This is a genomic window from Streptomyces sp. NPDC092045 (assembly GCF_044756005.1).
Lineage (GTDB): Bacteria > Actinomycetota > Actinomycetes > Streptomycetales > Streptomycetaceae > Streptomyces.
The window spans coordinates 775,154-794,793 of sequence record NZ_JBIVSC010000002.1 but is presented as its reverse complement, the minus strand read 5'-3'; the positions used below and the strand labels follow the sequence as shown (position 1 = coordinate 794,793).

Genomic DNA, 19,640 nt, shown 5'->3' with positions numbered 1-19,640 from the left:
GACGTGACCACCCGCACGACCGCCCCCACGCCGGACGAGATCTACGCGTACGTCCAGGCCCGAGAATCCGGCGCCCGCACCTACGCCACCGCTTTCGGCCAGGTCCTCCAGGACGGGCACGGCGCCCGCGTCCGCGACGGCCACGGCACCGAGTACATCGACTGCCTGGCCGCCGCCGGCACCCTCGCCCTCGGCCACAACCACCCCGAGGTGCTGCGCCGGGTCCGCGCGTACCTGGAATCCGGCCAGGTGCAGCAGGCCCTCGACCTGACCACCCCCGCCAAGTACGCCTTCCTGTCGGCGCTCTACGAGAAGCTGCCCGGCACGATGGCCGACACCTTCCGCACCCAGTTCTGCGGGCCCGCCGGGGCGGACGCCACCGAGGCCGCGATCAAGCTCTTCAAGACCGCCACCGGCCGCCGCACCGTCCTCGCCTTCCACGGCGCCTACCACGGCATGACGGCCGGCTCGCTGGCCCTCACCGGCAACCTGGGCGCCAAGGAGCCGGTGGCCTCGCTCATGCCCGACGTGCACCACCTGCCGTACCCCTACGACTACCGCTGCCCCTTCGGCCTCGGCGGCGACCAGGGCGTCCGGGTCGGCCTCACCTACATCGAGCGGCTGCTCACCGACCCCGAGAGCGGCATCACCAAGCCCGCCGCCGTCTTCGTGGAGGCCGTGCAGGGCGAGGGCGGCGTGATCCCCGCGCCCCCCGAGTGGCTGCGCGGACTGCGCGAGATCACCGCCCGCCTCGACATCCCGCTCGTCCTGGACGAGATCCAGGCCGGCTGGGGCCGCACCGGCACCATGTGGGCCTTCGAGGAGTCCGGCATCGAACCCGACGCCGTCCTCGTCTCCAAGGCGGTCGGCGGCGGCTTCCCGCTCGCCCTGATGCTCTACCACGGCAGGTACGACGCCTGGCGTCCCGGCGCCCACGCGGGCACCTTCCGCGGCAACCAGATCGCCCTGGTGGCGGGCGCCGCGGCCCTGGACGTCTTGGCCGAAGAAGGACTCGTGGAGCAGGCCGCCGTCAAGGGAGAGTTGCTCGGCGGCCTGCTGCGGCGCCTCGCCCTGACCCGTCCGGAGATCGGCGACGTCCGCGGCAAGGGCCTGATGTGGGGCATCGAGCTCGTCGACCCGGACGGCGAGGCCGACGCCCTGGGCGCCCGGCCCGCCGACGGCGACCGCGCCCGCCGCGTCAAGAAGGCCTGCCTGGAACACGGACTCCTTCTGGAGAGCGGCGGTCGGCACGGCGCCGTGCTCCGGCTCCTTCCGCCCCTCACCATCACGGAGGAAGAGCTCCACGAAGTGGTCGGCGCCCTGGAGAAGGCCCTCATCGACTGCGCCTGAGGGACCGCTCCCGGAGCGGCGCACCACGCGAACCACGTGACCGAGTGAAGGAACGAAGCACATGACGACGGCAACCGGTGCCGGGCAGTGGCGGGTCGACTTCGACGCCGAGGTGGTCTTCAGCAACGGCGGATCCCTGCGGACCGAGGGCTTCCGCCTCGACATCCCCGGTGACGACATCGACGACGCCGCACTCGGCGAACTCCTCGTGCGCCACCTGGGGCTGCTGATGGTCGGCGGCACGACGATCAGCCGCAAGGAGCTGATCCGGGAGCCGCACAAGGGCTCGCGGAACACGGGGGCGGCCGGGGCGGAGGACGGCGCCCCCGCCCGCCGCACGGTCGACCTGACCGGCCCCGGCACCCGCCTCGACCGGCCCGCCGGGGCGCCGGAGGGCATCGAGGGCCTGGTCGACCTGCCCGTCGCCCTGGTCCGGCTCGTGGGCACGGACGAGCCGGTCGCGGACCGGCTCGCGCTCGCGCCCTTCGAACCGGCCGGGCACGCCGTCGTCGTCCACACCGGCCGCCCGGACGGCCCCTGGCTCACCCCGGACGCCGTCGCGCTCCTCGCCGAGCGCGGCGCCGCCCTGGTCGCCACCGACGGCGTCGAGCGGGACGGCCCCGCGGCCGAGGCCCTCGCCAAGGCCGGCCTGCCCGTCCTCACCGGCCTGACCGGCCTGGCGGACCTCCCGGCCGTCGGCGCCCGCCTGCACGCGGTCCCGCACCCGGCCGGACACGGGGACGGCGCACGGGTGTACGGGGTGGCCGAATGAGCACCTCGGAGATAGGCACGGGGGCGGTGCCTCCGGCCGGAACGAAGGTTCCGGAGGCACCGTCCCCGGCCGCCCCCGCCGGTGAGCCCCCCGCCCGCAAGCCCCGCCGCGAACTCCTCGCCGCCAGCGTCGGGTCCGTCGTGGAGGCGTACGACTGGACGATCTACGGCGTGCTCGCGCCGTACTTCGCCGAGCAGCTGTTCCCCGGGTCCTCGCCCACCGCCCGGCTGATCGCCGCCTACCTCGGCTTCGCGCTCGGCTTCCTGGTGCGGCCGCTCGGCAGCGTCGTCATCGGGCGGCTCACCGACACCCGGGGGCGCCGCTTCGGACTCACCCTCACCGTCGGCCTGATCGCGGCCGGTTCGCTGCTCCTGGCGGTGATTCCCGGCCACGCCTCGATCGGCGTCGCGGCCCCGCTCCTCGTGGTCGCCGCCCGGCTCGTGCAGGGCCTGTCCGTCGGGGCCGAGAACCCGAGCGCCGCCGCCTACGTCACCGAGACGGCACCCGGCCGCAGCCGGTACTTCTACAGCGCCGTCTCCTACGGCGGCGTGGTCCTCGGCAGCGCCCTGTCGTTCGTCGTGCTCAGCGTCCTGCTCGGGGTGTTCGGGGAGGCGGGCGTCGAGGACGGCGCCTGGCGCCTCGCCTTCGTCTTCGGCGCGCTCCTCGGCCTGACGGCCCTGTGGATCCGGCGCGGCGCGGCCGAGAGCGAGGTCTTCGCCGAGGACGCGCGCGAACGGAAGCGCGGGCGCGGCGCGAGCCCCTGGCCCGTCCTGCGGGCCCACCTCGGGCCGCTCTCCGTGGTGTTCGCCATCACCTCCGGCGCCACCACCGTCTTCTACTTCCTCACGGTCGACTTCCCGGCGTACGCCGCCGCCGCGGGCGCCGCCACCAAGGAGGAGGCCTCCGGGGCCCTGCTCCTCGGCATGGTGGCGCTCCTCGGCGGCATGCTCGCGGCCGGGAAGGCGGCCGACCGGTTCGGGGCCCTGCCCGTGCTGCGGACCGGCTTCGCCGGGCTCGCGCTCGGCTCCGTACCGCTGCTCGCCGGCATGGTGGCGGGCCGGGTGCCCGTCCCGGTCGTCACGGTGGTGCTGCTGTTCCTGCTCGCCCTGCCCCTCGCCGTCAGCAACGTCTTCGCGGGACAGCTCTTCCCGCCCGCCGTCCGGGCGGTCGCCGTCGGCCTGCCCGCCGCCCTCGCGATCAGCCTCTTCGGCGGCACCTTCCCGGCCCTCGCCGAGTGGCTGCGCTCCGCCGGCCACGGCGGCTGGGTGCCGTGGTGGCCGGCGATCACCTGCGCGGCGGCGCTGCTCGCCTCCTGGGGCGTGCGCGAGCACCCCCTTCCCGACACCCCCGTCTCCGAGTGAGGACGCCATGGACTCCCTGACCGCAGTGCTCGACGCGCTGGAACCGCTGTTCCCCGCCCTGGAGGCCGACTACCAGGACCTGCACGCCCACCCCGAGCTCGCCTTCCAGGAGAAGCGCACGGCGGCCCTCGTCGCCGAGCGGCTCGCGGCACAGGGCGGCTGGGAGATCACCACCGGCGTGGGCCGCACCGGCGTGGTCGCCGTCCTGCGCAACGGCGAGGGCCCCGTGGTCATGCTGCGCGCCGACATGGACGCCCTGCCGGTCAAGGAGGCCACCGGCCTGCCGTACGCGAGCACCGCGACCGCCACCGACGACTCCGGCGCCGAGGTCCCGGTGATGCACGCCTGCGGCCACGACCTGCACGTGGCGGCCCTGATCGGGGCGTGCGCGCTGCTCTCCTCCCGCACGGAGCACTGGAAGGGCACGGTCGTGGCCGTCTTCCAGCCCGGCGAGGAGAGCGGCTACGGCGCCCGCTCGATGGTCGACGACGGCCTGTTCGAGCGCTTCCCGAAGCCGGACGTCATCCTCGGCCAGCACGTGGGCCCCGGCCCCGTCGGCCTCATCGCCACCTGCCCCGGCACCGTCATGGGCGCCACGGACTCCATCACCGTCAAGCTCTTCGGGCGCGGCGGCCACGGCTCCAAGCCGGAGTCGGCCGTGGACCCGGTCCTCATGGCCGCCTCGCTCGTCCTGCGGCTCCAGACCATCGTCTCCCGCGAGACCCCCGCCCAGGAGCCGGTGGTGGTCACCGTCGGCAAGCTGCACGCGGGCACCACGGCCGCCGTCATCCCGGACACGGCCGAGCTCGGCATCAACGTCCGCACCAGCTCGGCGCCCGTCCGCGACAAGGTCCTCGCCGCCATCGAGCGGCTGGCGAAGGCCGAGTCGGACGCGGCCGGCGCGACCGCCGAGCCGGAGATCACCTCCGTCTACCACCTGCCGATGACGGTCAACGACACCGCCGCCGCCGAGCGGGTCGCCGACGCGCACCGGAAGGCCTTCGGCGACGGCGCCGTGATGACGATGGGCCCGACCACGGCCAGCGAGGACTTCGGCATCCTGGCGACGGCCGCCCAGGTGCCGTCCGTGTACTGGTTCTGGGGCGGCCTCGACCCGGAGGTGTTCACGGCCGCGTTCGCCGCCGGACGCCTGGACGAGGACATCCCGCAGAACCACGCCCCCACCTTCGCCCCGCAGTCCGGGCCCGCCCTGCTCGTCGGCGTCCGCTCGATGGTGGCGGCGGCCCTGTCCTGGCTGGCGGACGGGGCCGGGGAGACGGCGGCGGAGACGGGCGCGGCGGGGGCGGAGGCATGACCAGGCCCCGCCCGCACGTGACGGTCCTGCACCGCTGGCGGGACACCCACGCGCTCTACGCCGACTACGTCGACCACGGCACCCACCGGGTCACCTACATCAGCACCGAACTCGGCCGCTCCTCCGTCCCCGGGACGGCCGAGGCCGTCGTCACCGTCGGCCTCACCGACGACCTGCCCGCCGTCCGCGCGGCCCTCACCGCGCTCGTCGAGCGGTACGGCCCGCCGGAGGCGCTGATCGCCCTCAACGAGGGCGACCTCGACACGGCGGCCCTGGTCCGCGAGGAGTTCGGGATCGCCGGGCAGACCCCGGAGGAGCTCGCCGTCTTCCGCGACAAGCTCCTGATGTGCACGACGGTGGCCGCCGCCGGCCTCCCGGTGCCCACGCTCGCCCACGTCCCCGACCCCGGCGCCGTACGGGAGTTCGGGCGCGCCCACGGCTGGCCGCTGGTCTGCAAGCCGCACCGGGGCACCGCCAGCAGGGGAGTGGTCCGGCTCGACTCCGAGGCCGACCTGGACGCGCACCCGGAGCTGGCCGCCGACCTCGCGGCCGAGCCGTTCCTCGCCCAGGCGTACGTGGACGCCCCGATCCTGCACATCGACGGCCTGTGGGAGGGCGACCGGCTCGGCGGCTGGACCGCCTCCCGCTACGTGGGCGGCACCTGCGCCGACTTCACCCAGGGCAACTGGCTGGGCTCGGTCGAGGAGGACGACCCGGCGCTGCTCGCCGCCGTGGAGCCGTTCGCCGCCGCCGTCGGGGCCGCCCTCGGCGGGGGCCGGCCGTGGGTCTTCCACCTGGAGGCGTTCGTCACCCGGGGAGCGGACGGCGGCCCCGCCCTGGTCTTCCTGGAGTGCGGGGCCCGGGTCGGCGGCGGCGAGATCCCCTTCACCTGGCGGGACGTCCACGGCGCCGACCTGATGGCCGCGGCGGCCGACATCCAGCTCGGCCGGGCACCCGTCCTGCCCGCCCCGAAGACCGGCGAGGTCGGCGGCTACCTGCTCCTCCCGCTGCCCGTCCCGGCGCCCTGCCTGGTCGAACGCGCCGACTGGACCGCGCCGCCGCCCGAGGAGCGCAGGCCGTACGCGGTGCTGCACGTACCCGTCGGCCAACGGGTCCCGCCGATCAGCGGATACGAGCACGTCGGCACCCGCTTCCGCTTCCGCGGTCCGTCCACCGCGGCCGTGGAGGAGGCCATCGGGGCCTCCGCGAACGGCTTCCGGCTCACCTGCACCCCCCTGGACGCGTAACCGGCCGGCCCCGCCCGCACTCCCCGCCACACCCGGGGCCGGTCCGGCGGATCACACCCCGGCCCCACGCACCGCCCGCATCGGAAAGGAACACACACCGTGTCCGTCATGACCACCGAACGCCCGCGCGTCATCCTGGTCGGCAGCCGCATCCGCCAGTACCGGGAGTACGCGCTCGCCTCCCTCGCCGCGCGGTACGAGGTCACCCTGATCGCCCCCGAGGCGCCCAGCTGGCAGGCGAAGTACGTCGACACCCACCGGATCGCCGACACGACGGACGCGCACAAGCTCTTCCCCTCCGTCGCCGACCTGCGCGGCGAGGTCGCCGAGGCCGCGATCGTCACCTGGGACGAGTGGTCGCTCGCCGCCGTCTCCTCGGTCGCCGCGCGCCTCGGCCTGCGGGCCATGGACCCGGCCGCCGCCAAGGTCTGCCGCGACAAGTACGCCACCCGCCAGGCCTTGGAGGCCGCCGGGATGGCGGCCGTCCGCCACGCCCCGGCCGCGAGCGAGGACGAGGCCGTCGCCGCCGCCGAGGCCATCGGCTTCCCCGTCGTCGTCAAGCCCCGCACCCTCGGCGGCAGCTTCGGCGTCATGGTGGCCCGCGACGCCGACGGCCTGCGCCAGGCCTACCGGCTCGCCGCCGCCAGCCGCCTCCAGGGCGCCGGCACCGCCGACACCGTCCTCGTCGAGGAGTACGTCGAGGGCCCCGAACTGAGCGTCGACAGCACCGTCGTGGACGGCGTCGTCACCCCCGTCTGCGTCGCCCGCAAGCGCCTCGGCCCCCAGCCGTACTTCGAGGAGGTCGGCCACCTGGTCACCGGCTGGAAGGACGAGCCCTGGGCCGAGGCCGTCGTGGAGCTGGTCAGGGACTCCCACCGGGCCGTCGGCGTCGACTACGGCGTCACCCACACCGAGCTGCGCGTCAGCGCCGACGGGCCGCGCCTCATCGAGCTGAACGGGCGCCTCGGCGGCGACCTCATCCCGCACGTCCACCAGCTCGCCACCGGCATCGACCTGGCGGTCGCCGCCGCCGAGATCGCCTTCGAGCGCGTCCCCGACCTCACCCCGACCCGCGCGCTCAGCGGCGAGGTCCGCTTCCTCTACCCCTCCTACGACGGCACCGTCGACCGGGTCGTCCTGCCCGACCCGTCCGAGGTCGACGGCCTGGTCGAGGCCGTGGCCCTCGCCGAGCCCGGCGACGAGCTCCAGCTCCCGCCGCGCGGCCTCACCCCGCGCTCCGCCGCCCTCATCGCCGTCGGCGAGGACCCGGTCGAGACCCGCCGCGCCCTGGACCGGGCCGAGGGCCTCTCCCGCACCGAGGTGACCGGCGCCGGCACCCACAAGCTCGGCGCCCGCGTCGAGAACGCCGTCACCCGCCGCTTCTTCGACCACGAGCGCACCGCCGCCCGCATGACGGTCTCCGGCGTCCGGGGCGTCGAGTGGTTCCGCTACGGCGCCGGCGGCGGCGAGGGCCTCAACCGCCCCGTCTTCCTCAGCGCCGACGACGTCGCCGGCCTCGAACGCGACCTCAACGGCCTCTTCGAACTCCTCAAGTCCGTCCCGGAGCGCCTCTTCGGCGGCGACCTGCGCGCCTTCGCCGAGGCCGTCGGCATGAGCGCCACCCAGGCCGACCTGGTCCTGCGCGGCGCGGTCGACGAGATCCCGCCGCTGTCCCGCGCCGACCTCTACCGCGAGACCGACGGCTTCCGCCTCATGGAGCTGAACACCGGCACCTCGCTCGGCGGCTGGCAGATGGGCGAGTTCGCCCGCGCCCTGGTCAAGGACGAGGAGTTCGCGGCCTTCGCCGCCGCCGAGGACCTGGTGTACCCCGACCCGCTGGCCCGCATCACCGACGTGCTGCGCCGCCAGGCCCCCTCCCTCGCCGGGATCGAGCGCCCGCTGCTCGCCATCACCGACTGGCCCGACGGCTTCGAGAAGTCCAAGTGCTGGATGGAGTTCGTCGTCCCCGCCTTCAAGGACCTCGGCTTCGACCCGGTCGTCTGCCACCTCGGGGACTTCACCTACGAGGACGGGGAGGTCGTGTACGACGGGCGGCGCGTCGACGTCGTCTACCGCCTGTTCCTGCCCGGCGAGATGCCGGACGAGCCGCGCACGTACGACCTCGTCAACCCGCTCCTGGACGCCGCCGAGGCCGGACGGGTCGAGCTGTTCGCCTCGCTCGACTGCGAGCTGTACGGCAACAAGGGCAGCCTCGCCATGCTCAGCGACGAGCGCAACCGGGCCGCCCTCACCGAGGAGGAGCGCGCCCTCGTCGACCGGATCCTGCCCTGGACCCGCTTCGTCCGCGACGAGAAGGTCACCTTCGAGGGCGAGAAGATCGACCTCCTGCCGTACGCCGTCGCCAACAAGGACCTCCTGGTCCTCAAGCCCACGCTGCTCTACGGCGGCGTCGGCGTCACCCCCGGCTGGACCACCGACCAGAAGGAGTGGGTGGAGAAGCTCCACCAGGCCGTCGGCGGCCCCTTCGTGCTCCAGCGCCGCCTGCTCCCGACCACCGAGCGGTTCCTCTCCGAGGACGGCGTCACCACCGAGGACATGGCCGTCGCCTACGGCACCCTCATGGTCGACGGGAAGTACGCCGGAACCCTGGCCCGGGGCGTCACCGACCCGGCCGTCGGCATCGTCAGCATGCTGCGCGGCGCCCAGATCGGCTGCGCCTTCCACGTGGCCGACCCGGCGGACGGCGAGGGCGAAAGGTGACCGAGTCCACCGACTCGAACGGCTCGACGGATCCCGCCGGCCCCACCGGGCCGGCGGCTCCGGCGGCACCCGGTGGCGGCGCACCCGCCGCCGCCGGGGGGCGCGAGCGCGGAGCGCTGTGGCGCGACGCCGAGTTCATGAAGTTCTGGACGGGCGAGGGCATCTCCCAGATCGGCGCCCAGGTCACCACCCTGGCCCTGCCGCTGACGGCGGTGCTCACCCTGGACGCGTCCTCCTCCCAGGTCGGCCTGGTGAACGCCGCCTCCTACGCCCCGTTCCTGCTCGTCACCCTGCTCGTCGGGGTCTGGGTCGACCGCGTCCGCCGCCGCCCGCTGATGATCACGGCGAACGTGGGACGCGCGCTGCTCGTCACGGCGGTCCCCCTGCTCGCCGTGACGGACCTGCTGCGCATCGAGTTCGTGTACGTGGCGGCCCTCCTCATCGGGGTGCTCACCGTCGTCTTCGACGTCGCCTACCAGTCGTACCTGCCGACCCTCATCGGCAAGGAACACCTGGTGGAGGGCAACAGCAAGCTCCAGGGCACCAGTTCCCTCGCGCAGATCGGCGGCCCCGGCCTGGCCGGCCTGCTCATCGGCTGGGTCACGGCGCCGTACGCCCTGCTCATCAACGGCGCCTCGTACCTGGTCTCGGTGGCCACGCTGCTCGCGGTCCGCAGGCCCGAGCCGCCGCCGGTCGTGCCCGAGCGGCCCACCGGCCTGTGGAAGAGCGTCGGCGACGGCATCCGGATCATCTGGCACAGCGCCCACCTGCGGGCCTGCGCCCTCCAGTCCGGGCTCTACAACTTCTGCTGGATGTCGCTCCAGACCGTCTTCGTGCTCTACGCGGCCCGCCGCCTGGACCTCTCCCCGGGGACGATCGGCCTGCTGCTCGGCACCGGCGCCGTCGGCTCGCTCGGCGGCTCCCTGGTCGCCCGGAGCCTGAAGCGGACGATGGGGCTCGGCCCCGCGATCCTGGCGGCGCTCGTGCTGTGCTGCGCCGCGCCCGTGATCATCCCGCTGGCCCCCCCGAACGACGGCGTTCCCACCCTCGTCCTGTTCGTCGCCGCGTTCGCGCTGATCGGCGCGGGCGGCACGATGGCCAACATCCACATCATCAGCCTGCGCCAGTCGATCACCCCCGACGAACTGCTCGGCCGGATGAACGCCGGCTACCGCTTCGTCTCCTGGGGGATGCTCCCGCTCGGCGCGCTGGCCGGCGGCTGGCTGGGCGACCTGATCGGCCTGCGCGAGACGCTGTTCGTGACCGCCGGGGCCTTCCTCTCGGCGGTCCTCGTGGTGCTCCTGTCCCCGGTGTGGCGGCTGAAGGACTTCCCGCCGCAGATCGGCACGGAGCCGGAGGCGACGGAGAAAACGGCGGTGACGTCATGACGGGCGGCGGAGACGGCACCGTGACGCGCGGCGGCGGCGACGAGGGCGTGGCGCCGGGGGACTTCACGCACCTCCTCGCCCGGCGCACCTCCTGGGGCCGCTCCGACGCCATCGACCGCATCCTGTCGGCCGCGAACGCGCCGGGCGTCCTGTCGATGGCCGGGGGCATCCCGGCCCCCGACAGCTTCCCGGTGGCCCGCCTCGCGGAGGTGACGGACCGGATCCTCTCCCGGTCGGCCGCCGCCGCCCTCCAGTACGCCCCCACGGCGGGCACCGCGGCGATGCGCGAGGCGGTGGCCCGGCGCGCGGGCGAGACCGGCGCGCCGGTCGGCCCCGAGCGGGCGATGGTCACCGGCGGCAGCCAGCAGGGCCTGGACCTGGTCGCCAGGACCCTCCTCGACGAGGGCGACCTGGTGGCCCTGGACGACCCCAGCTACCTGGGCGCCGTGCAGTCCTTCCGGGGCGCCGGGGCCCGGCTCCTGCCGCTGCCCACCGACCGCGACGGCATGCGGACCGACGTCCTGGCGGAGCGGCTCGCCGCCGGGGCCCGGCCCAAACTGGTCTACGTCGTCCCGCACTTCCACAACCCCACCGGCGGCGTGCTCACGGAGGAGCGCCGCCGGGACCTCGCGGCCCTGGCCGACCGCTACGGCTTCCTGATCGTCGAGGACGACCCGTACGGCGACCTGGCGTTCGACGGGGAGCGGCTGCCGTCCACGGACGCGCACGGCGACCGGGTGATCCGGCTGATGAGCCTGTCGAAGACGCTGTGCCCGGGGTTCCGGGTGGCCGGGCTCACCGCGCCGGCGGGCCTGGTCCGCGAGCTGGTGGCGGCCAAGCAGAGCAGCGACCTCCAGACGAACACCTTCGGACAGCACGTCCTCGCCGAACTCCTCGGCGACCCGGCGTTCCTCCCCGCCCACCTCGCCCGCCTGCGCACCCTCTACGGGGACAAGGCGCGGGCGACGGCGGCGCTGCTGCGCGAACGGCTGCCGTGGCTCGGCTTCGACGACCCGCGCGGCGGCCTGTTCTTCTGGTGCTCCGTCGACGACCCCCGGGTCACCTCGGACCTGCTGTACGAACACGCCCTGGCGCAGGGCCTCGCGCTGGTGCCCGGAGCGCCGTTCTGCATCGAGCAGGACGGCTCCCGGCTGCTGCGGCTCTCCTTCGCGACCCTCGACGAGGAACAGCGGCGGGAGGGCGTCTCCCGACTGGCGACGGCCTTCGACAAGGCGCGCGCCGACGCCCACTGACCCCCCCGAGGACCGCACACGCCCCACCGGTGCGCGCCGAACCACCCTCCCGGCGCGCACCCGCACCGCACCCGCCCTTCCGACGACACGCACCGAAGGAGCACGGTCATGACGGCACGCACACACCCCCAGGTGACCGCCGACTCGCTGGTGGCCCGGCTGTTCCAGGTGGTCGACTCCCGCACGTGGGACGACCTCGGCGAGGTCTTCGCCGACGACGCGGTCTACGAGCGCCCCGGCTACCCGGCCCTGGAGGGCCTGGACCGGATCCGCCACTTCTACGAGCACGAGCGGATCATCGCCTCGGGCGCCCACGAGGTCGACCAGGTCACCGGCGGCCTCGCGGCGGCGGCCTGCTGGGGCCGCTTCCGCGGCGCGAGCCGCGACGGCACGGCCCTGGACGAGGGCTTCGCCGACACGTACCTGGTCCGGGACGGCAAGATCGCGTACCGGAGGACGTACTTCTACCGGGCGGCGATCTGACCCGGGACCGGAACGGAGCGGGGGCCGGCCGAACGGGCCGCCCCCGCTCCGCTCATGTCCGGGGCGCCCCCGTCGACCCCCGCACCACCAGCTCCGCAGGGACCGTCACGAGGCCGCCCGGCGGGGGGTCCTCCGAGGAGGTCGCCAGGCGGCCCGCGCGGGCGCCCGCCTCGTGCAGCGGGAGGTGGACCGTCGTCAGGGACGGGACCGTGTCCAGGGCCGACGGCAGGTCGTCGAAGCCCGCCACGGAGACGTCGCCGGGGACGTCCAGGCCGCGTTCCCTGAGGGCCGCGCAGACGCCGAGGGCCACCGTGTCGTTGCAGGCGACGATCGCGGTGAGCTCCGGGTCGCGGGCGAGGAGTTCGGCCGCCGCCCCGTGGCCGGAGGCCCGCTCGTACGGGCCGTGGACCGTCGGCGCCTCCGGGACCCCGGCCGCCGCCAGCGCCTCCCGGTGCCCCTCCAGCCGGTGCCGGGTCGTCGTCCGGTCGGCCGGGCCCGCCACGTAGCCGATCCGCCGGTGGCCGAGTCCGAGCAGGTGCTCGGTGAGGCGGCGCGCGCCGGTCCGGTTGTCGAAGACGAGGGCCGCCGCGTGCGCGTCCCCCTCCACCGGCGGGCGCCCGCACAGCACGACCCGGGTCCCCGCGTCCGCGAGCCTGGACAGCTTGGCGGCCGTCGCCGCCAGCCGCTCCGGGTCCTCCAGGGAGCCGCCCATGAGGATCACGGCGGCGGCCCGCTGCTGCTGGAGCAGGGTGAGGTAGGTCAGCTCGCGCTCGGGGGACCCGCCGGTGTTGCAGACGACGGCGAGCTTCTCGCCCCCGCCCCGCCCGGACGCGCCCGCCCCGATCGCGGTCTGCGCCGCGCTCGCCATGATCCCGAAGAAGGGGTCCGCGATGTCGTTGACCAGCACGCCGACCAGGTCGGACGTGGCGGCGGCGAGGGAGCTCGCGGGGCCGTTGAGGACGTAGTCGAGGTCGGCCACGGCCCGCAGCACCCGTTCCCGGGTGGACGCGGCCACCGGGTAGTTGCCGTTGAGGACGCGGGAGACGGTGGCGGGGGAGACCCGTGCGCGGGCGGCCACGTCCGCCAGGGTGACGGTCATCGCGTGCGTACCTCCGGGGCCTTGTGGTCGGCGTTGTCGGCAGGCTAGCGTCCCCACCTGTAGAAAGCGCTTTCTATCGCGTGCGCGCCCTCCGTCGCGCGCGGAGATCGCCCGTGCGCGGAGATCGCCCCTGTGCGGACACCGCCCGTGTGCGGACACCACCCGCGCTCGGACGTCCACCGCGCACGGCCCGCCCGCCGCACGGGGACGTCCGCCGCGCACGGCCGCCCCGCCGCACGGGGACCACCCGGAGAGAGGAACCTTCCGTGACACGCAGGACCGTCCGCATCGCCATGAACGGCGTCACCGGCCGCATGGGGTACCGCCAGCACCTGGTCCGCTCGATCCTCGCCCTGCGCGAGCAGGGCGGCCTCGACCTCGGGAACGGCGAGGTCCTCTGGCCCGAGCCCGTCCTCGTCGGCCGCCGCGAACCCGCCCTGCGCGCCCTCGCCGAGCGACACGGCCTCACCGAGTGGTCCACCGACCTCGACGCGGTCCTCGCGGACGCGGGCGTCGACGTCTACTTCGACGCGCAGGTCACCTCGGCCCGCGCCGACGCGATCCGCCGCGCCGTGGCCGCCGGCAAGCACGTCTACACCGAGAAGCCGACCGCCGGGGACCTGGCCGGAGCCCTCGACCTCGCCCGGCTGGCCACCGAGAAGGGCGTCAAGCACGGCGTCGTCCAGGACAAGCTGTTCCTGCCGGGCCTGCGCAAGCTCAAGCGCCTGGTCGACGGCGGCTTCTTCGGCGAGATCCTGTCCGTACGCGGCGAGTTCGGCTACTGGGTCTTCGAGGGCGACTGGCAGGAGGCCCAGCGCCCGAGCTGGAACTACCGCGCGGAGGACGGCGGCGGGATCGTCGTCGACATGTTCCCGCACTGGGAGTACGTGCTCCACGAGCTCTTCGGCCGGGTCACCTCCGTCACCGCCCACGTCGCCACCCACGTCCCGCGCCGCTGGGACGAGCACGGCAAGCCCTACGAGGCCACCGCCGACGACGCCGCGTACGGGATCTTCCGGCTGGAGGGGGGCGCCGTCGCCCAGATCAACTCCTCCTGGGCGGTCCGCGTCCACCGCGACGAGCTGGTCGAGTTCCAGGTCGACGGCACCCACGGCTCCGCCGTCGCCGGACTGCGCGGCTGCCGCGTCCAGCACCGCTCGGCCACCCCGAAGCCGGTCTGGAACCCCGACGTCCCGGCCGCCGATTCCTTCCGCGACCAGTGGCAGGAGGTCCCGGACAACGCCGACTTCGACAACGGCTTCAAGGCCCAGTGGGAGCTGTTCCTGCGCCACGTGGTCCTCGACGAGCCCTACCGCTGGGACCTCCTCGCGGGCGCCCGGGGCGTCCAGCTCGCGGAACTGGGCCTGCGCTCGGCCGCCGAGGGCCGCCGCCTGGAGGTCCCGGAGGTGACGCTGTGACGACGGCCCCGCCCCCGCACCCGGCGAACGGACGTTCCGGAACCACCTCCGTCACGCCCCGCCACCCCGAGACCGCCCCCGTCACGCCCCGCCACCCCGAGACCGCCCCCGTCACGCCCCGCCACCCCGAGACCGCCCCCGTCACGCCCCGCCACGCCGGAACCGCCTCCGTCACGCCCCGCCACCCCGCCACCCGGGAGACGACCCCATGACGCTCCGCCTCCCCACCCCCGACGGCGGTCTGCGGACCTACGAGCCCCGCACCGACCCCCTGGTGCCCGCCCCGGCCGGCCCCCCGGCCTCCCGCACCGTCTTCTCCGCCGCGCACGTCGTCGCCGACCCGTACGCCGACACCACCCCCGACGGCCCCGCCGCCGTCGACTGGGACGCCACCCTCGCCTTCCGCCGCCACCTCTGGTCCCACGGCCTCGGGGTCGCCGAGGCCATGGACACGGCCCAGCGCGGCATGGGACTGGACTGGGCGGGGGCGGCCGAACTGATCCGGCGCTCGGCCGCCGAGGCGAGGGCCGTCGGCGGCCGGATCGTCTGCGGCGCGGGCACCGACCAGCTCGCGCGCGGCACGCTGCCGGAGGTCCGCGCCGCGTACGAGGAGCAGCTCGCGGTGGTCGAGGAGTCGGGCGCGCGGGCGGTCCTGATGGCCTCGCGCGCCCTCGCGGCGACCGCCGCGGGCCCCGAGGACTACCTCGACGTCTACGGCCACCTCCTGCGCCAGGCGTCCGAACCGGTCGTCCTGCACTGGCTCGGCCCGATGTTCGACCCGGCGCTCGACGGCTACTGGGGCTCGGCCGACCTCGACGCGGCGACGGAGACCTTCCTCGACGTGGTCGCGGCCCACCCGGACAAGGTCGACGGCGTCAAGGTCTCCCTCCTGGACGCCCGGCGCGAGGTCGAGCTGCGCCGCCGCCTCCCCGACGGCGTCCGCTGCTACACGGGCGACGACTTCCACTACCCGGAGCTGATCGCGGGCGACGCGCAGGGCTTCAGCCACGCCCTGCTCGGCGTCTTCGACCCGCTGGGCCCCCTGGCGGCGCAGGCGGTCCGCACCCTGGACACGGGCGACACGAAGGCCTTCCGGGAGCTCCTGGACCCCACGGTGCCCCTCTCCCGCCACCTCTTCCGGCCCCCCACCCGCCACTACAAGACGGGCGTCGTCCTCCTCGCCTGGCTGGCCGGCCACCAGGACCACTTCACGATGGTCGGCGGCCTCCAGTCCGCCCGCTCCCTCCCGCACCTCGCGCGCGCCTACGAACTGGCGGACGGCCTCGGCCTGTTCCCCGACCCGGCGCTGGCGGAGTCCCGGATGAGGTCCCTCCTCACCGTCCACGGAGTCCCGCGGTGAACCCCGAGCGCTTCTCGGTCAACCAGATGACGGTCAGACAGCTCTCCCTCCCCGACCTCGTCTCCCACTGCGTCCGCCTGGGCATCCGGGGCGTGGGCCTGTGGCGCGAACCCGTCCGGGAGTACGGGCTGGAGGCGGCGGCCCGGCTCGTACGGGAGGCGGGCCTGGAGGTCACCAGCCTCTGCCGGGGCGGCTTCTTCACCTCGGACGACCGGCTCGCCTCCCATCGCGCGGCGGTCGACGAGGCGGCGGCCCTCGGCACCGACACCCTGGTCCTGGTCTCCGGCGGCCTCACCCCCGCCTACCCCGACCTCCCCGCCGCCCGGGCCCGCATCACGGAGGCGATCGGCGAACTGGCCCCGTACGCGGGGGAGCGGGGCGTCCGCCTCGCCGTCGAACCCCTCCACCCGATGTACGCCGCCGACCGCTGCGCCGTCTCCACCCTGGACCAGGCCCTGGACATCGCGGAACGGTTCCCCGCCGAGCAGGTGGGCGTGGTGGTCGACACGTACCACCTCTGGTGGGACGACCGGGCCCCGGCGGCGGTGGAGCGCGCGGCCGCGACCGGCCGCGTGCACTCCTTCCAGCTCGCCGACTGGACCACGCCCCTGCCCGCCGGCGTCCTCAACGGCCGGGGGCAGCTGGGCGACGGCGTGATCGACCTGCGCGCCTGGGCCGACCTCCTGGAACGGGTCGGCCACACGGGCCCGGTGGAGGTGGAGCTCTTCAACGACGGCCTGTGGGCCCGGGACGGCGCGGAGGTCCTGGAGGAGACGCTGGAGCGCTTCCTGGCGGTCTGACGCGGGGACGCCGGGTGTTGTCCATCTCTCCTGCGCCCGGAGGACGTTGTGGGGGCCCCGGCGCCACGACAGGATCGACACCGTTGTCGACCGGCTCCGCGACCGGGCGGAGTGCCGGCGAAGGACGCCGTTCCCCCGCCCGGCCGGTGCCCCACCCCGAGAAGAGCGAAGGGAGCGCCGAACGACGTGCGCACTTCAGGAGCGATACGGAAGAGACACGGGGCCCGGCGCCCCGCGAGCGAGGGCTTACTCGTCCTGCTGGTCTCCCTGGCGACGCTGTTCGCCGTGGTCGCCGAGCCCGCCGCCGCCGCGCCCCCGGCCCCCCGGGCCGCCGCCGCCGCGTGCGCCACGCACGCCACCTCCTTCGCCGTCGACTCCGGCGGCGGGCCCGTGTCCGTGCGCCTGGGCTGCGCGAAGGACGCGGGCGCCCTCCGCCCGCTCGCCGGGAACGACGACGACCTGGTCATGGTCCTCGACTTCCACGTGCCGGAGCGCGGCCGGCAGACGCGCGACCTGATCGGGAAGCTCGTCGACGAGACGCGGGCCGACCAGCGCGCCGGCATGAGCCTGGCGGAGTCGTTCACCCGGCGCGCCCAGCGCGCGAACGTCGGCGTCTACCCGCCGCAGGGCGGCGGACCCGACTTCGACGGGCAGGTCCACGCCACCGGCGACAGCCTCGTCCTGGTGACCCCGGGCGGCGGTATCGGCACCGCGGCCACCTGGTGGCAGAAGTGGATCGCGTCCGGGATCGCCCTGGGCGTCACCATCGCCTCCTCGGCCCTGTGCCTGCTCGCCTTCAACGTGGGGGCGCCCGCGGCGGGACCGGTCTGCGGCGCCGTCGGCGGCGCGGTCGGCGCGCTCGTCGGCGAGCTGATGAACGCCTCCTTCGACAACAGGTCCCTCGGTGACGCGGAGGTCTGGAAGGAGGCGCTGGCCGTCGCGATGTGGGGCGCGGTCGGCGGGGCCTTCACCGGACAGCTCCTCACGTGGGCCTCCGCCGGAGCCACCTCCCTCATCTCCGAGATCCAGGTCTCGCTGCGGAGGTTCGCCACCCGGATCAAGGCCTTCGGCGACGTGCTCGGCTTCATGGCCGGCCGCATGGAGGGCATGGGCCCCGCACTCCTGAACGCCCTCGAACGCCTCCGCGGGCTCAACGGCGTCGTCCAGCCCCTGCGGGTGATGGTCGTCGGCGACTCCATGTCGCAGGGCGACGAGGGCGACTGGACCTGGCGCTACCGGCTGTGGCAGTGGTTCAAGAGCCAGCGCGTCCCGGTCGACTTCGTCGGCCCGTACGGCGGGACCAAGAACAAGCCCGTCCCCGCCGGGCCCTCCGCGCCGCCGATCCAGGGCGAGATCCCGCCCCCCTCCGTGGAGGACCCGCCCGTCTCGGGCCGGTACGCGGCCGGGGTGGACGCCGACTTCGACAGCGACCACTTCGCGGTCTGGGGCCGCCAGGCGGCCCAGGACAAGAAGACCATCGCCGGGATGGTCACCCGGTACCGGCCCGACCTGCTGCTCGTCGGCCTCGGGTTCAACGACATGGGCTGGTTCGTCAGCGGAGCCGGGGGCACGCTCGACAGCGTGAAGGCGCTGATCGACAACGCCCGTTCCGCCAAGCCGGACCTGCGGTTCGCGGTGGCCAACGTCCCCCAGCGGTCCGCCATCGGCGGCCGCGAGGACCTGCCGGTCACGACCTCCTCCTACAACGCGATGCTGGCCGCGGTCCTCCCGTCCTGGAGCACCCCCGCCTCCCGGGTGGAGCCGGTCGACTGGGCGGGCGCGTACGACTGCGCGCCGAAGGCGTGCCCGGCGGCCTACGACGGACTGCACCCCAACGCCCTGGGCGAGTTCCAGATCGCGCGGGCCTTCGAGAGGACCCTGCACGAGCGCTTCGGGATCGGCGGGTTCGTGCCCGACGTGCCCGGCACGGTCCCGGCCCGCCCCACGCCCGCCGTCTCCGGCCTCACCGCCACGGCCGTCCCGAGCGGGATCAAGGTGACCTGGCAGCCGGTCTTCGGCGCCCACGGCTACACGGTCCGCAGCCGGATCGCGGGCTCCGGCGCGTGGAGCGAGCTGACGGTCCCGGCGAACCGCTTCGACACGACCTGGACCGCGGACGGCTGGAAGTGGGAGTACCAGGTCCGCGTCGACAACGGCGACGACGGCAGGTCCGCGTGGTCCCCGGTGGTCGGCGCGGTCGCCCGACCGGAGACCGCCGCCCCGCCCGAGGAGATCGTCACCCGCGCCACCGCCACGGGCGTCGACGTCTCCTGGGACGCCCCGAAGGGCCCGTACGCGGACACCGTCGAACGGTACGAGCTCATCGTCTGGGACAAGGACACCCCCGGCGCGTTCTTCGAGAGCACGGGGATCCGGGGGCGGTCGGCGCACGTCGACGGCCTGAAGCCGGGCCACCGCCACCTCGTCGCGCTGGTCACCTGGAACCGGGCGGGCGGCGGCATGCCCGGCACGGGCCGCCCGGTCACCGTGGGCGCGGGCACCCCGCCGGCGCCCACGGACCTGCGGGCCACCGCCGTCGACCCCACCACCGTCCGACTGGAGTGGAAGGGCTCGCGGGAGGCCGCCGGCTACCGGGTCTGGGTGCGGAACGCCACCGAGGGCGGCGCGTTCAGGACCGACGAGTACATCTCGGAGACCACCGACCGGGGCATCGCCTTCCTCTTCCCCGGTTACTGGAACTTCGAGTTCTGCGTCAGCGCCGTCAACGGCGCGGCGGAGTCCCCCCGGTCGCGCTGCGTCTCCCTGCCGGGCCCGCCGCCACCGGGCACCGGCACGGGCGGCGAACCGCCGGGCACGGGCACGGGCGGCGGTCCTCCGCCGGGTACGGGCACGGGCGGCGGTCCTCCGCCGGGTACGGGCACGGACGGCGGTCCTCCGCCGGGTACGGGCACGGACGGGGACACTCCGCCCACCGGGCCCGCCGGGTCCGCGGAGCCGGCCGCGGCCCTGCGGGACGTCCTGCGCGCCCGCCCGGCGGGTGACGTCACCGCCGTGCCGGCGGCACGCTGAGGAACGGGCGGCGGCCCCGCGCACGGGACCGCCGCCCGGTACC

Annotated in this window: 15 protein-coding genes; 14 read left to right on the top strand and 1 reads right to left on the bottom strand. The window is 75.0% G+C overall.

All coding sequences use genetic code 11. The features are described 5' to 3' along the window. Positions 1-3: 3 nt before the first annotated feature. The 9 genes from ACIQKA_RS10255 to ACIQKA_RS10215 all read left to right on the top strand — a co-directional run bounded on the left by ACIQKA_RS10255 (position 4) and on the right by ACIQKA_RS10215 (position 11,890). Positions 4-1,350 (top strand): diaminobutyrate--2-oxoglutarate transaminase family protein, encoded by a 1,347-nt coding sequence (locus ACIQKA_RS10255; RefSeq protein WP_383149592.1) that lies wholly within the window; start codon positions 4-6, stop codon positions 1,348-1,350. Between the two features lie 61 nt (positions 1,351-1,411). Then, positions 1,412-2,122, top strand: coding sequence for a hypothetical protein (locus tag ACIQKA_RS10250; RefSeq protein ID WP_391092681.1), 711 nt, complete (start codon positions 1,412-1,414; stop codon positions 2,120-2,122). After that, positions 2,119-3,483 carry an MFS transporter gene (locus ACIQKA_RS10245; protein WP_391092683.1) on the top strand — a complete coding sequence of 455 codons (1,365 nt, stop codon included), beginning with the start codon at positions 2,119-2,121 and terminating at the stop codon, positions 3,481-3,483. Before ACIQKA_RS10250 ends, ACIQKA_RS10245 begins: the two co-directional genes overlap by 4 nt. A gap of 7 nt (positions 3,484-3,490) precedes the next feature. Further along, positions 3,491-4,798, top strand: a complete 1,308-nt coding sequence (locus tag ACIQKA_RS10240; RefSeq protein ID WP_391092685.1) for an amidohydrolase — start codon at positions 3,491-3,493, stop codon at positions 4,796-4,798. Then, entirely contained in the window at positions 4,795-6,045 is a 1,251-nt protein-coding gene (locus ACIQKA_RS10235; protein WP_383149600.1) for an acetyl-CoA carboxylase biotin carboxylase subunit family protein, read from the top strand. Before ACIQKA_RS10240 ends, ACIQKA_RS10235 begins: the two co-directional genes overlap by 4 nt. A gap of 108 nt (positions 6,046-6,153) precedes the next feature. Continuing rightward, complete coding sequence (locus tag ACIQKA_RS10230) at positions 6,154-8,766, top strand: ATP-grasp domain-containing protein (protein WP_383428904.1); 2,613 nt, start codon at positions 6,154-6,156, stop codon at positions 8,764-8,766. Next, entirely contained in the window at positions 8,763-10,154 is a 1,392-nt protein-coding gene (locus ACIQKA_RS10225) for an MFS transporter (RefSeq protein WP_383149604.1), read from the top strand. Before ACIQKA_RS10230 ends, ACIQKA_RS10225 begins: the two co-directional genes overlap by 4 nt. Then, entirely contained in the window at positions 10,151-11,407 is a 1,257-nt protein-coding gene (locus ACIQKA_RS10220) for a PLP-dependent aminotransferase family protein (protein ID WP_402540609.1), read from the top strand. The genes ACIQKA_RS10225 and ACIQKA_RS10220 overlap by 4 nt, the downstream gene beginning before the upstream one ends. A gap of 108 nt (positions 11,408-11,515) precedes the next feature. Next, on the top strand, positions 11,516-11,890 hold the full coding sequence (locus tag ACIQKA_RS10215) for a nuclear transport factor 2 family protein (RefSeq protein ID WP_366374834.1): 375 nt from the start codon (positions 11,516-11,518) through the stop codon (positions 11,888-11,890). Positions 11,891-11,942: 52 nt separating this feature from the next. On the opposite strand, the gene ACIQKA_RS10210 is transcribed toward ACIQKA_RS10215, so the two are convergent. Next, positions 11,943-12,989 (bottom strand): LacI family DNA-binding transcriptional regulator, encoded by a 1,047-nt coding sequence (locus ACIQKA_RS10210; RefSeq protein WP_402540608.1) that lies wholly within the window; start codon positions 12,987-12,989, stop codon positions 11,943-11,945. A 266-nt stretch (positions 12,990-13,255) separates the two neighbouring features. On the opposite strand from ACIQKA_RS10210, the gene ACIQKA_RS10205 reads away from it, so the two are divergent. From ACIQKA_RS10205 to ACIQKA_RS10185, 5 genes are all read left to right on the top strand, one after another. Further along, positions 13,256-14,407, top strand: coding sequence for a Gfo/Idh/MocA family protein (locus ACIQKA_RS10205; RefSeq protein ID WP_383149609.1), 1,152 nt, complete (start codon positions 13,256-13,258; stop codon positions 14,405-14,407). Then, positions 14,404-14,619, top strand: coding sequence for a hypothetical protein (locus ACIQKA_RS10200; protein ID WP_391092696.1), 216 nt, complete (start codon positions 14,404-14,406; stop codon positions 14,617-14,619). The genes ACIQKA_RS10205 and ACIQKA_RS10200 overlap by 4 nt, the downstream gene beginning before the upstream one ends. Then, positions 14,616-15,767: a dihydrodipicolinate synthase family protein gene (locus tag ACIQKA_RS10195; protein ID WP_390105530.1), complete on the top strand. Its 1,152-nt coding sequence runs from the start codon at positions 14,616-14,618 to the stop codon at positions 15,765-15,767. The genes ACIQKA_RS10200 and ACIQKA_RS10195 overlap by 4 nt, the downstream gene beginning before the upstream one ends. Further along, entirely contained in the window at positions 15,764-16,567 is an 804-nt protein-coding gene (locus ACIQKA_RS10190) for a sugar phosphate isomerase/epimerase family protein (RefSeq protein WP_383149612.1), read from the top strand. The genes ACIQKA_RS10195 and ACIQKA_RS10190 overlap by 4 nt, the downstream gene beginning before the upstream one ends. 186 nt (positions 16,568-16,753) lie before the next feature. After that, positions 16,754-19,597, top strand: a complete 2,844-nt coding sequence (locus ACIQKA_RS10185) for a fibronectin type III domain-containing protein (RefSeq protein WP_402540606.1) — start codon at positions 16,754-16,756, stop codon at positions 19,595-19,597. Positions 19,598-19,640 lie beyond the last annotated feature (43 nt).

Excerpts from the sequence above, each read along its gene's own strand:
- ACIQKA_RS10250 (WP_391092681.1), top strand. The coding sequence starts at position 1,412 with ATGACGACGGCAACCGGTGCCGGGCAGTGGCGGGTCGACTTCGACGCC.
- ACIQKA_RS10245 (WP_391092683.1), top strand. The coding sequence starts at position 2,119 with ATGAGCACCTCGGAGATAGGCACGGGGGCGGTGCCTCCGGCCGGAACG.
- ACIQKA_RS10240 (WP_391092685.1), top strand. The coding sequence starts at position 3,491 with ATGGACTCCCTGACCGCAGTGCTCGACGCGCTGGAACCGCTGTTCCCC.
- ACIQKA_RS10235 (WP_383149600.1), top strand. The coding sequence starts at position 4,795 with ATGACCAGGCCCCGCCCGCACGTGACGGTCCTGCACCGCTGGCGGGAC.
- ACIQKA_RS10230 (WP_383428904.1), top strand. The coding sequence starts at position 6,154 with ATGACCACCGAACGCCCGCGCGTCATCCTGGTCGGCAGCCGCATCCGC.
- ACIQKA_RS10220 (WP_402540609.1), top strand. The coding sequence starts at position 10,151 with ATGACGGGCGGCGGAGACGGCACCGTGACGCGCGGCGGCGGCGACGAG.
- ACIQKA_RS10215 (WP_366374834.1), top strand. The coding sequence starts at position 11,516 with ATGACGGCACGCACACACCCCCAGGTGACCGCCGACTCGCTGGTGGCC.
- ACIQKA_RS10210 (WP_402540608.1), bottom strand. The coding sequence starts at position 12,989 with ATGACCGTCACCCTGGCGGACGTGGCCGCCCGCGCACGGGTCTCCCCC.
- ACIQKA_RS10195 (WP_390105530.1), top strand. The coding sequence starts at position 14,616 with ATGACGCTCCGCCTCCCCACCCCCGACGGCGGTCTGCGGACCTACGAG.